Annotated in this window: 10 protein-coding genes; 3 read left to right on the top strand and 7 right to left on the bottom strand. The window is 61.8% G+C overall.

The window, feature by feature from the left end; all coding sequences use genetic code 11:
* Window positions 1–38: 38 nt before the first annotated feature.
* Window positions 39–1,016, bottom strand: coding sequence for a thiamine pyrophosphate-dependent dehydrogenase E1 component subunit alpha (locus ACA046_RS12110; protein WP_497676616.1), 978 nt, complete (start codon window positions 1,014–1,016; stop codon window positions 39–41).
* Between the two features lie 310 nt (window positions 1,017–1,326).
* Here ACA046_RS12110 and ACA046_RS12105 point away from each other — a divergent pair, with 310 nt between their 5' ends.
* The gene (locus tag ACA046_RS12105) at window positions 1,327–3,204 is read left to right on the top strand and encodes a sigma-54-dependent Fis family transcriptional regulator (protein WP_497676615.1); all 1,878 of its coding nucleotides are present in this window, start codon (window positions 1,327–1,329) and stop codon (window positions 3,202–3,204) included.
* A 130-nt stretch (window positions 3,205–3,334) separates the two neighbouring features.
* On the opposite strand, the gene ACA046_RS12100 is transcribed toward ACA046_RS12105, so the two are convergent.
* On the bottom strand, window positions 3,335–4,114 hold the full coding sequence (locus ACA046_RS12100) for an acetoin reductase (protein WP_459027941.1): 780 nt from the start codon (window positions 4,112–4,114) through the stop codon (window positions 3,335–3,337).
* A 190-nt stretch (window positions 4,115–4,304) separates the two neighbouring features.
* Between ACA046_RS12100 and ACA046_RS12095 the strand changes: the two genes are divergently transcribed.
* A complete protein-coding gene (locus ACA046_RS12095) occupies window positions 4,305–6,467 on the top strand; it encodes a TonB-dependent siderophore receptor (RefSeq protein WP_497676614.1) in 2,163 nt (720 codons plus the stop codon).
* 27 nt (window positions 6,468–6,494) lie between these two features.
* Here the strand turns inward: ACA046_RS12095 and ACA046_RS12090 are convergent, their stop codons facing one another.
* From ACA046_RS12090 to ACA046_RS12080, 3 genes are all read right to left on the bottom strand, one after another.
* Window positions 6,495–6,947 (bottom strand): DUF6124 family protein, encoded by a 453-nt coding sequence (locus tag ACA046_RS12090; RefSeq protein WP_497676613.1) that lies wholly within the window; start codon window positions 6,945–6,947, stop codon window positions 6,495–6,497.
* Window positions 6,948–7,295: 348 nt separating this feature from the next.
* Window positions 7,296–7,733 (bottom strand): carboxymuconolactone decarboxylase family protein, encoded by a 438-nt coding sequence (locus tag ACA046_RS12085; RefSeq protein WP_459027935.1) that lies wholly within the window; start codon window positions 7,731–7,733, stop codon window positions 7,296–7,298.
* 111 nt (window positions 7,734–7,844) lie between these two features.
* Window positions 7,845–8,882 (bottom strand): AraC family transcriptional regulator, encoded by a 1,038-nt coding sequence (locus ACA046_RS12080; RefSeq protein ID WP_497676612.1) that lies wholly within the window; start codon window positions 8,880–8,882, stop codon window positions 7,845–7,847.
* Window positions 8,883–9,085: 203 nt separating this feature from the next.
* On the opposite strand from ACA046_RS12080, the gene ACA046_RS12075 reads away from it, so the two are divergent.
* Window positions 9,086–10,027: a SphA family protein gene (locus ACA046_RS12075; RefSeq protein ID WP_497676611.1), complete on the top strand. Its 942-nt coding sequence runs from the start codon at window positions 9,086–9,088 to the stop codon at window positions 10,025–10,027.
* A 127-nt stretch (window positions 10,028–10,154) separates the two neighbouring features.
* On the opposite strand, the gene ACA046_RS12070 is transcribed toward ACA046_RS12075, so the two are convergent.
* A complete protein-coding gene (locus tag ACA046_RS12070) occupies window positions 10,155–11,423 on the bottom strand; it encodes a DSD1 family PLP-dependent enzyme (protein ID WP_497676610.1) in 1,269 nt (422 codons plus the stop codon).
* The gene (locus tag ACA046_RS12065) at window positions 11,423–12,751 is read right to left on the bottom strand and encodes a D-arabinono-1,4-lactone oxidase (protein WP_497677072.1); all 1,329 of its coding nucleotides are present in this window, start codon (window positions 12,749–12,751) and stop codon (window positions 11,423–11,425) included. The genes ACA046_RS12070 and ACA046_RS12065 overlap by 1 nt, the downstream gene beginning before the upstream one ends.
* Window positions 12,752–12,770 lie beyond the last annotated feature (19 nt).

The following is a 12,770-nucleotide window of genomic DNA, read 5'->3' as shown; positions in this document are numbered from 1 at the left end:
ATGACTTCTCCACGGATTGTTTTTGTAGTGGGTGGCGGTTAGCGGTAGGCGACGTAGACATCACTGAGCAGGTCGGCGGCCTGGGGTTTGGGATCGGACTTGGCCAGGCGCACGGCGTCTTCGATCAGTTGCGCGACTTCGGTGTCGATGCGTTCGAACTGCGCTGCGTCGAGCCAGCCTTCGGCGGTGCAACGCTGGCGAAACAGGCTCAGGCAGTCGCCGGTTGCCCTCAGGTGCTTCACTTCATCCGGGCCGCGATAGGTTTGCGCATCGCCTTCGAAGTGCCCGTAGAAACGGCTCAGTTTGACCTCCACCAGCGTCGGCCCTTTGCCGCTGCGGGCACGCTCTACCGCAACGCCGAGGGCGGCGTGTACGGCAAAAAAGTCATTGCCATCGACGATCACGCCCGGCATGCCAAAGCCCACGGCGCGCTCGGCGATGTCCTTGCAGGCCACCGACCAGCCGGACCCCGTGGCTTCGGCGTAACCGTTGTTCTCGGCCACGAACAGGCACGGCAGGTTCATGATCGAGGCCAGGTTCATGGCTTCAAACACCGCGCCCTCGTTGGAGCCGCCGTCACCAAAAAACGCCACGGCCACGCCTTGGCTGCCCTTGAGCTTGGCCGCCAGGGCCGCACCGGCTGCCAGCGGCGCACCGGCCCCCACAATGCCGTTGGCGCCGAGCATGCCCTTCTCCTGGTCGGCGATGTGCATGGAGCCGCCCTTGCCGCCGCACACCCCGGTTTTCTTGCCGTAGATCTCGGCCATCATGCCAAACACGTCCACACCCTTGGCGATGCAATGGCCGTGGCCACGATGGTTGGAGGCGATGCAATCTTCATCGTTGAGGTGGGCCATGACCCCGGCCGCACTGGCTTCCTGGCCGGCATACAAATGCACGAAACCGGGGATCTCGCCGGTGGCGAATTCCACGTGCAGGCGTTCTTCGAAATCACGGATGGTGCGCATCACGGTGTAGGCATGGAGCAATTGATCGGTGGACAGGTGAGTGGACATCTTGTTGTTCTCCAGGTTGTCTCGACACACAAAAGGCTGGATCAGGCCAGCTGCAAAGCACTCAGCACGGCCTGTGCCAATCCGCTGGAAAACCTGGGAAAGCCTTGATCCAGAGCAGCTGCCGAGAGCCCCAGGCATGCCACTGTGGCCCGTTCAATGAGACGCGCTGTTGCAACCTGCCCGCAGCGTCTCAGGCGGGATGAGACGCTGCGTCTCACCTCGGGCAGTTGGTCAGGCCGCCCTTGTCCCGCCCGGCCCATGGGCGCTTAATGGCGGGCATAACAACAAGGATCGAGAACCGGAGGCTTCAATGCTCGCCGTGAACTCCAAGGACCATGTCGACTGCGTCAGCCGCGTGGTTCGCAACGCCGACCGCCTGCCCCAGGCGCCGGTGCCGGTGCCGGTGCCGTCGCTGATTTTTGACTCCTGGCGCCGCTCCATGGAGCAGCACCACCTCGACCCCGGTTCCCTGCAAGGGCCGCGCATCCTCACCAGCACCCTGCTCAAGGAATGCCGCGAACGCGCCGAACTGTTCATGCGCATCGCCAGCGAGGAAGTCGGGCAGATTCACAACCGGGTGCGCCACGCCGATTACTGCGTGATGCTCACCGACGCCCAGGGCCAGACCATCGACCATCGTGTGGACGCCGGCATTCGCAACGACTGCCGCAAGGCCGGCCTGTACCTTGGCACCTGCTGGTCGGAAGCCGAGGAAGGCACTTGCGGCGTGGCCACGGTGCTGACCAGCAAGGCCGCGGTAACCGTGCACAAGCGCGACCACTTTCGGGCGGCATTTATTGGCCTGACCTGCTCTGCCGCACCGATCTTCGATCCCCAGGGCAACCTGCTGGGCGTGATGGATGCCTCTGCCCTCAAGTCCCCGGATGATCGGCGCAGCCAGCACCTGGTGCGGCAGATGGTGGCGCAAAGTGCACGGGCCATCGAGAACGCGTTTTTCATGCACAGCGCCCGGCAGCACTGGGTGTTGCAGGCCCACAGCACGCCGGGTTACGTCGACAGCCAGCCGGACATGCTGCTGGCGTGGGATCAGGACGGGCGACTGCAAGCCTTGAACAGCAAGGCGCGGCAGGCCCTGAGGGTGCGCTTCGGACAGTTGCCGGAGCATATCGGCGAAGTGTTTGACCTGGACGCGCTGCGCGCCGTGACCGATCAATCGACGCAGCAATTGCACTGGCTCGGCGAACCGGGGGCGTTGCAGGTGCGGGTCAGCGCGCCACGGCGCAAAGCGGCGCGGGCGGTAACGTCCTTGGCCAGTCAGACAGACCTTCGTGTGGAAGAGCATTTGCGCCTGGCCGTGCGGGTCAAGGACCGCAACCTGCCGGTGCTGATCCAGGGCGAAACCGGTGCCGGCAAGGAAGTGTTTGCCCGCCAGTTGCATGAACGCAGCGCTCGTCGCGACGGCCCCTTTGTGGCGGTGAACTGCGCGGCGATCCCGGAAAACCTGATTGAGAGCGAACTGTTCGGCTACGTGGCCGGCGCCTTTACCGGTGCCTCCAGCAAGGGCATGACCGGGCTGCTGTTGCAGGCCGATGGCGGCACGTTGTTTCTCGACGAGATCGGCGACATGCCGCTGGCGTTGCAGACGCGACTGCTGCGGGTCATGGCCGAAGGTGAAGTGGCGCCGCTGGGCGGAGCGAAAACCCGGGCGGTGGATATCCAGGTGATCTGCGCCAGCCATCGGGATTTGGCGGCGCTGGTGAGTGCTGGAAGCTTTCGCGAGGATTTGTACTTTCGCCTGGGCTGCGCGCGGTTCTGCGTGCCGCCGTTGCGGGAACGGACGGACAAACTGGCGTTGATCAATCGTCTGCTGGAGCAGGAGGCGCGGCACAGCGGTGTAGCCGTGGGAATCGCAGCGGCGGCGCTGGAGTTGCTGCTGGGATATGCCTGGCCGGGAAATGTGCGGCAACTGCGGCATGTCCTGGCGTATGCCTGCGCGGTGTGCGACGGCGGGACGATTCAGCTGGTGGATTTGCCGGTGGAGGTTCGCGGTGACGCGGTTGCGGCTGAAGCATCGGAAAGCGTCAGCCCGGAGCGGCAGTTGGTGCTGGACGCACTGATTCGGCATCGGTGGAAGCCGCTGGCGGCGGCGCAGGCGCTGGGGATTTCCAGGGCGACCTTGTATCGACGGGTTAACCAACTGGGTATCGACATGCCCGGAAAACAATGACCCAACGCGGTAAAAAATGTGGGAGCGGGCTTGCTCGCGAATGCGGTGTATCAGTCACATAGTAGGTGCCTGACACTCTGCATTCGCGAGCAAGCCCGCTCCCACATTTTGACCGAGTGATTCTGCCGGGTCAGCGGTAGAGAATCCCCCCATCAATCAACGGCGATTGCCCGGTCATGTAATCCGAATCCGGCCCCGCCAGGTACGAGACCAGCCCTGCCACATCCTCTGGCGTCTCCGCCCGGCCCAACGCAATCCCGTCCACATACTTCTTGTACGTCGCCCCTACCTCGGCGCCGGTAATCTCGGCCATGCGTTTGTCGATCTCGACCCACATATCCGTGCCCACCACACCCGGGCAGTAGGCGTTCACGGTTATCCCGTCACTGGCCAACTCCCTCGCCGCGGCCTGGGTCAGCGCACGCACGGCAAACTTGGTGGCCGAGTACACCCCGAGCAATGCAAAGCCTTCATGGCCGGCAATCGAGCAGGCATTGATGATCTTGCCCTTCTGCTTCAGCGCCTTGAATTTCTTGCCTGCGGCCTGGATGCCCCAAAGGGTGCCCTGCACGTTGATACGCAGCGTGCGGTCGACCTGTTCCGGGGTCACGTCCAGCAGTGCGTCAATCTGTGCGACACCGGCGTTGTTGATGATGATGTCGAAACCGCCCAGGGTCTGGTGGGCATGGTCCACCGCCGCGACCACTTGCTCCAGCTTGGAGACATCGGCGACAAACACCGAGGCCTTGCGCCCGAGTGCAACGACCTCGGCCGCCACCGCTTCAATCTTCGCGCTGTTGATGTCCACCAACGCAATGTCGGCGCCGTCCCGCGCCAGGCGCAGGGCGATGGCCCGGCCGATGCCTTGCCCGGCGCCGGTCACCAGTGCAACTTTTCCAGCGATACTCATGACGATCCCCTTCAACGGTGAGAGAAGCCTTGTCTATCGCAGTTGCCGGGGGCCGCTGTCGAGGAGCAGCAGGATTGATCTGCGGGCTGAGACGGGACGTCTCAAAGCGAACCATTCTCGAAAACTTGTAAAACCCCGCCGATATGCCTAGCTTATGCGCCCTCCGCTCTGCGCTCTCAGGCCTTCCCCCATGGTTTTGCGTCTTCGCCCCGCTGTTCCTTCACGTTTTGCCCTCGGCCTGTTGCTCAGCGCAGGCATTGGTAGCAGCCAGGCGGCTGATATCGAGCTGTCGGAGGTGAAGGTCCAGGGCCAGGATGAGTCCGGCTATAACAGCGATACCGCGTCGGTGGGCGGTTTCAATGAGGCGCCGTTGCTCGACACGCCGGCCTCGATCGCGGTGTTCAACGAGTCGCTGATCAAGGATCAACAGGCGCGCTTGCTCAGCGAAGTGCTGCGCAATGACGCATCGGTGGGCGACAGCTATGCACCCATCGGCTACTACGAAAACTTCGTGGTGCGCGGCTTCTCGCTGAATGCTGCCAGCAGTTACAAGATCAATGGCCGCACCATCACCGGCGAGCAGAACGTTGCCCTGGAGAACAAGCAGCGCGTGGAGTTGCTCAAGGGATTGTCGGGCCTGCAAAGCGGGATCTCCGAGCCCAGCGGCGTGATTAATTACGTGACCAAGCGCCCGGAGGATGTGCGCTCGGTGACGGTGTCCACCGATGATCGCGGCAGCGGCTACCTGGCCACCGATGTCGGCGGCTGGTTTGGCAGCGAGCAGCAGTTCGGCCTGCGCGCGAACGTGGCCCATGAAGACCTCAACGCTTATGTCGAACATGCCAATGGCCACCGGGATTTCCTGTCCCTGGCGTTCGACTGGAACATCAGCCCCGACGCGGTATTACAGCTGGATGCCGAGTATCAGAACAAGCAGCAGCGCTCGGTGCCGGGTTATCAATTGCTGGGCGGGACCGAGGTGCCGCACAACGCGTCACCGAAAAAACTGCTGGGGCATCAGAGCGGTGCGAATCAGGTAGGGATTGATTCGCTGAACCTCAATGGCAAGTTTGAGTATCGCTTCAGTGACCAGTGGAAAGGCAGCGTGAGCGCGGCGCGCAGCAAGGTGGTGATTGATGATTACAGTTCGTTTGCATGGGGCTGCTACGGGTCCGCGAGCTGTGCCGGGGCCAAGGTACCGAACTACTTCAGCCCGGAAGGCAACTACGATATCTATGACTTCCGCAGCCCTGATGACACCCGGCGCGATGATGAAATCCAGGCCGCGATGACCGGGTTGTTCAATACCGGTGGGCTTGGCCATGAACTGACATTCGGCACCAGTGCATTTCGGCGCGTAGTGGACAAGCGCGAATCGGTCAACGAGATGATTGGCTCCGGCAATATCAATCAGGACCCGGAGAACTTTGCGCCCACCGATAAGCCCTTGAACGATAGCCACCGCAACCTCGACAGCCGCCAGTACGGACTGTTCGTCACCGACCGCATCAGCTTCAACGAGCAATGGCAGACCATCGTAGGCGGGCGCGAAGTGCGTCTGGATGAAAAGGCTTTCGATGATCAAGGTAACGAGTCGCGCCACACTCAGCAGTATGTGTTCCTGCCCCAGGCGGCGCTGATCTACAAACCGATTGAAAACCTGTCGCTCTACACCAGCTACAGCAAAGGCCTGTCCCTGGGTGGTACCGCGCCGTGGTTTGCACTGAACAAAGACGACACCCTCGCCCCAACCGTCTCCCGCCAGATCGAAGCCGGTGTGAAATACGACTGGCGCCGCATCAGCTTTGCCGCCGCGATCTTCCAGACTCGCCAGGCCTATCAATACGCCAAGCCGGATGACGCCGGCGACTACACCTACGTGCAACAAGGCGAACAGAAAAACACCGGCCTGGAGTTATCCGCCAACGGCTGGGCTACCGAGCGCTTGCAGATCGCCGCCAGCGTCGCGGCCATCCGTGCACGGGTGACGGGCAGCGGCACGCCGGAATACGAAGGCCATCAGGCGATCAACGTGCCGAAACTGCGCGCCAGCCTATATACCGACTACGCCCTGCCCTGGGTCGACGGCCTGGCGTTGCTCGGCGGCGTGCAATACAGCGCCAACAAGTACGCCAATCGCACCGGTGATGTGGAAGTGGGCGACTACGCCATCGTCAACGTGGGCAGCCGCTACACCACCAAACTCGATGGCTATGAAACGGTGTTTCGCCTGAGCGTCGACAACCTGTTCGACAAGCGTTACTGGCGTGATGCCGGCGAATACATGGGCGATGACTACCTGTTCCAGGGTGCGCCGTTGACGGCGCGCTTGAGTGCAACAGTTAACTTCTAGAAGAACAAAGGTGGGAGCCGTCGAGCTTTAGCGAGGCCGCGATGGCGGTGGATCAGCCGATATCAATATTGACTGTGCCGCCGCCATCGCAGCCTCGCCGGGGCTCGACAGCTCCCACACTGGATCTGCTTCGTAGGTTGAATACGGTTCCTTAACCGCCTGGACCGGACATTTCTGCTCCATCGCCCGATCAACCAACAACACCGTCAACTCCAGCAACTGCCCGATGGCCAGTAACTGACAACGTTGCTTGTCGTCCATTGTCTCCGCCAGATCCTGAACAAGGCCGCAGGCGCCATTAAGGGTCTCATAGGCGTTGGCCAGCAGCGCCTCCGTATTGGCGGCAGCATTGATGGAAAACAGTGGAAGGTAGCCGTTGGTGTGTGGCGGGGGTGGAAGAGCGTGATGGGCAGCGCGACTCGCAGCGTCCAACAGCGCTGCTGAATCTTTAGGCGGGGGATTCGGCGTGATTTTGTGCATGACATATCTCCAAGTTTGGCTGGAGCTGCACCTGATCGCCGCGACGCGATGGAAGGTGGCAGCTGTACGCAGGTTCGCGGACCGAGAACTTGGAACTCGGCATACCCGAAGGTATCCCACGCACAGCTGCCATAACACGAAACGCCGAACACCAAAGTGTCCGGCGCAAAGCGGTGGCAATTATGCATCAAGTTAGCGGGCCGCGAAGCCCGGTTGCTGAGTGTCAGCAACCGGGGGAGGTTAATCTGCGGTCCAAATCGAAGCAATCCCGGCATCTCGTGGGAAAATTCTGTGGGCCTGCTACGCAGCCCAGCGGGAGCAAGCTCCCTCGCCACAGGTGACGCGGGGTTATTTAGGCATCTTGCGAAAGCCCACCGCCAGGCGGTTCCAGCTGTTGATGGTGGCGATCGCCACGCTCAGGTCGACTTGCTCTTGCGCGCTGAAGTGGGCGGCCAGTTCGGTGAAGTCTGCATCCGGAGCGTGGGTCTGGCTGAGCAGGGTCAGGCTTTCAGCCCAGGCCAGCGCGGCACGTTCACGGGGGGTGAAGAACGGCGTTTCACGCCAGGCCGACACGGTGTACAGGCGGCGCTCGGTCTCGCCACCCTTGCGGGCGTCAGCGGTGTGCATGTCGAGGCAGAAGGCGCAGCCGTTGATCTGCGATACGCGCAGGCGCACCAGTTCCAGCAGCGGCAGTTCGATGGACAGTTTGCCGACAGCGGCCTCCAGGGCGAGCATGGCTTTCATGGCGTCCGGGGAGGCGGTGTAGAAGTCGGTACGAGCTTGCATGGTGATACTCCAGAACAGTGGGGATTGGTGTCTAGAGTAGTGACGCGGGTGCGTTGGACAAATAGCCAATCCGGGGAAAGATCAGGTAGCCAATGGGGCCAATCCTGACGATCACCCCGGCCCTGCGCCTTCGCCGCGGAATGCACTGGGGCTCAGCCCGGTCCAGCGCTTGAACGCCCGCCGAAAACTGCGCACATCGCTGTAGCCGACTTCCTCGGTGATCCGTTCGATGGACAACCCAGGGTTGCTCAACAACCCCATGGTCCGCGCCCTGCGCACCTGTTCCAGCAAGCCTTCAAACGTCAGCCCGTGCTCGGTCAGGCGTCGACGCAAGGTACGTCCGCTCATGTTCAAGTCACTGGCGACCTTTTCCAACTGGCTGCCCTGCAAATCCCGGGAAATCGCGCGCTCCACCGCCTGGATCAAATCCATTTTCTGATGCAACTGGGCGCTTTCCAGCTCCAGCAATTCCAGGGCCTGGCGCAGGGCCAGGGCGTGGTGATTAGGCAGGCGCAAGTCCAGCCAGTGGCTGGCCAGGACCATCCGGTTATGCAGGCAACCAAAACGCACATCCGCGCCAAACAACTGGTGATAGTCGGCGACGTAGACGGGCGCAGCGTGGATAAATTCGACCCGCAGCGGCATGAAGCCCTCGCCCACCAGGGCCCGGCCGTACACCATCAGGCTGGCGAAGAACTCCTCGGCGGCAAACACCTGCACCTCGGCGTAGGGCAGCAGGCATTCGATATCGACGAACACTTCCTGGTGGCCTTCATGGGTGCGCGAGGTGGCGATACCGCCGGAGGTGTGCTGGTGGCGTTCACCGATGGCGAAGGCATCGCGCAACGTCTTGCACAGCGAAATCACATGGCCAAGCAGGCCCAGGGTACCGAGCACATTCTGATGGCCCACCCACAGGCCCAGCCCCTGGTCGGGCAACACCTTGAGTGCACGCTGGATCATCGCTACCGCCTGGCGATAGGAAATCCGCTGGGCCGGGTCGTCCAGGTCGGCCAGGGTAAATCCCAGGCCACGGCACAGGTGCTCGGCACTCGCGCCCCTTTGCGCGACTACTTGTCCGAGGGTTTGCAGCAGAAATGGCGAGACCAGGGCCAAGTCATAGTGCGGATCAACGGCTTTCCTTTGCATGGGTGTTCGATTCCCGACTGAGTGCTTCAGTTCTTGTTTTTGAAACATCCTGACAATCATAGGCGCTTGCAAGAACTGCTGCACTCTGGATGAAAGCTGTCCGCCAAAGTCCCCCTATGTGGCCGCCAATACCCTGCCCCGCTGGCCGTTCAGGGCTTATTTCTATAGATAGCGTCGCCCTAACAATAATAATGAGCCCAGCCATGAACCCGACCCGTGCGTTTTACCCCGTGCAACTCGCCCTGTTGACTCTCTTCAGCCTGCCAGCCCTGGCCACCGAAGGCGGCGTCGACAACATCGGCCCCGGCACCGATGGCTTCTACATCCTGCCGCTGGACGTCAACAACCTGCCGGACCACATGTTCGCCTTCAACATTTACTACAACCATTACGAAGCCAAGAAGCTCGATATCAGCTCGTTGGGTGGCAAGGTGCCGGACGTGAAGATCAAGTCCGATGCGATCATCCCGCGCCTGGATTACCTCAGCCCGCTGCGGGTGTTCGGCGGGCGCCTGGGCGGCTACATCGCCCAGCCGTACCTGAAGCAACAGGTGTCGCTGTTCGGCATGTCCGACACTCGGGAAAGCATGGGCGACACTACGGTGGCGCCGATCATCCTCTGGGACCTGGGCAAGAACCTGACCGTGGGCACCGCGCTGGAAATCACCCTGCCCACCGGTGAGTACGACGCCACGCGCCTGGCCAATACCAGCAACAATTTCTACACCTACAAACCGCTGGTATCGGCGACCTGGTTGCCCAACGACCGTACCGAGGTGTCGATCAAGACCACCTACAGTTTCAACAAGGAAAACCCCGATACCCATTACCGTTCGGGGCAGATTTTTCACTTCGATTACTCGGCCAGCTACAAGGTGACGGATAACCTCAGCCTTGGGCTCAACGGTTATTACCTCAAGCAGACCACCGACGATAAGCAATACGGGCGTACCGTGGTGAACATCTACGGCGAGGATGTGGATGACGGGGTCAAGGGCCAGGTGTTTGCGATCGGTCCGGCGGTGTATTTCACTTTCCTCAAGTATGCGAGTGCCGAGGTGCGCTGGGCCAAGGAGTTTGATGTGCAGAACCGGCCGGAAGGCGACATGTTGTGGGCGAAGTTGACGATTCCGTTTGCGCTGTAAACCCGGCAAGAACTGTAGGAGCGAGCTTGCTCGCGAAAAACGTCAACGATAACGCGGGCTGTCTGGATGAACGCGTCGTCCTTGGGTTTTTCGCGAGCAAGCTCGCTCCTACAGTGGAACGGCGTTGTCAGGTGTAGACCGGCCAAGCATCGACAATTTTCCCGCCCCGCACTGCCAGCAAATCCCCGAACTGCAACAGCACAAACTCGCTCTGGGTCGGGCGCAGAAACACCTGGTCTTCCACGTTCAGCCCCACCTTGGGCGAGCCGTTGACCATCTCCTGATTGGAGCTGCGCCCGTACAGGTCATTACTCTGCAAGCCCTGGGGCGATTCAAACTCGGCCATCCAGTTCCCCCCATAAATAAAGAACGTGGCGCGCTGATTCGCATCCCACCACGAGAACAACCGCGACTTGCCGTCCAGCTCCGGGATATCCACCGGCCCGGTGCTTTTCAACACGGGCGTGGCGATATAGGCCGCCGGCACATGCTCACTCAGCGACGGCAAGTCATAGTGCGTCGGCTTGAGCAACGCGGTGCCCACCGACACCTCGCTGCTGAGCTTTTCCTGCTCGTGAATGCGATAGCTCGGGCTGCCCGCGGTGTTCAATGTCAGCCCGTCACGCCACAGCGGCGCAAAGTGCTGGCGGGTGTAATCCACGTAGCCGTTGTAGCGCTGCATGACCTTGTCGAACAGCGCCTGGGGCGAGCCGAGGATTCCCGGCACGCCCATGCCCACGAACGGGTCGTAGCCCATGAACCCGGCGAACTCCAGCTGCTGCGGATGCGCGCTGATCATCGTCAGCATCTGCCCCAGCACCGCGTTGTCGCTGATGCCGCCGCGATGCAGGCCCACATCCAGCTCGATATTGACCCGCAGTTTCGTGCCCAACCCCTGGGCCAGCGCCAGGTATTGTTGCAAGCGCTCGGGGGTGTCCAGCAGCCATTGCAACTGGCGGGACGGATCGAACGGGCCTTTATGGGTCTGGTAAAACAGCTCGGCCGAACGCACCGGCAACGGCTTGCCCAGCAGGATGTCCGCATCGGGAAAGACCTGGGCGTCGTGATTCAGAAATGGCTGATGAAACGACATCAAGCGCTGGGTGCCGGCACGCTTGGCGATGTAAGCCAGCAGCCCCGGCGACGGCAGGGATTTCTCCACCAGCCGCAGGTGTTTGCCGCCGCGCTGCACCGACTGCATGACCACCTCGATGTTGTGGTCCAGGCGATCGAGGTCGATCAGCATCACCGGGCGCATCGGCCCATGGGCCTTGAGTTCCTGGTTGAGGCTGCGGAAATACTCGGTGTACGGGCTGCCCCGGTCGCCCGGCCTGAGCAAAATCGCACCACCCACCAGCAACACGCCGGTGCCGAGCATGAAATGTCTGCGGTTCATCAGGCCACTCCCAAAATAGACGACAGGTGCGCATTGAGGAATTTGCCGCTGGGGTCCAGCTCGCGGCGCACCCGGGTGAATTCCTCCCAGCGCGGATACAGCGGCTGCAAGGTGCGCGCGTTGAGGGTGTGCAACTTGCCCCAGTGCGGGCGGCCGGCGTATTTCCAGAAGATTGGCTCTACGGCGGCGAAGAAATTGTGGTGGTCCATGGTGTAGTGCTGGTGCACAGAGATCGAACAGCTGTCGCGGCCCTCGAACATGCTCAGCGGAATGTCATCGGCCTTGACGTAGCGGTACTCGATGGGAAACCAGGTGCGCAGGTCCTTGTCGTTGATCAGCTTGAGGATTTCCCGCAGGCAGGCCGGGCCGTGTTCGGCGGGCACCGAGTATTCCATCTCGTTAAAGCGCACGTTGCGCACGTTGGCGTACACCTGGAACGACTCGGCGACGCGGTCATCGAAGCTGGCAAAAAACCGCAGACTGTTGAGCAAGGTCCGCCGGGCGTCGGGGAAATCGCTGCCGTACTTGTCGAGTTTTTCGATGATCGACACAAACTCGTTGCCGCCCGCCTCGGCCGGGTCGATGGGTGGGGTTTCAGGGTCGGTGGTTTCATTCAGGGCGATGGACAAGGCGTAGTCGGAATGGGTCACCACGAGCATTTCCCAATGCTGGTTTTCCCGGATGTTTTTTGCCACGTCTTCCAGCAGTTCTTCAGTCTTGGCGATCCACTGGCGCTCCCGCAGGCGGTACGGCGTACGGTTTTGCAAACGCACCCGGGTGGCCACGCCAAGGGCGCCGAGGGACACGCGGGCGGCACTGAACACTTCGGGGTGGCGGTTGGCGTCGCAGTCCAGTACCTCGCCCTGGGCGGTCACCAGTTGCAGGCCGGTGACGCAGCCGGAATACGAGGTGAAGCCCACGCCGGTACCATGAGTCGAGGTGGAGATGGCACCGGCCAGGGTCTGGTAGTCGATATCCGCCATGTTCGGCAACGCCTGGCCAACGTCCTTCAATGCCTGGCCCATGCGCGACATCGGCGTGCCGGCGGCGAAGGTGGCCTGCAAGGTGTGCGGATCGTGCTCCAGCAGGCCGTTGAAATAACTCAGGGACAGCAACGTGCCGTCGGTGGGCACCAACGCACTGAACGAATGGCCCGAGCCCACCGGCCGCACCTTGCCCGGTGCCTGGCGGATGACCTGCACCAGTTCATCGAGGTTCTTCGGCGCCAGCCGGGCCAGGGGCAAACAGGTTTGCGCCCCCGACCAATTGCGCCAGGGGATCAGCCGCGGCGCCCGGGCCAACTGGGCCAGCACCGGGTTACTGGTCAATGCCATGAACGCACCGGCT

It is taken from the genome of Pseudomonas sp. LBUM1641 (genome assembly GCF_059716235.1).
Note: the sequence above shows the minus strand (reverse complement) of the source record. Positions and strands in the feature narration are given on the sequence as shown.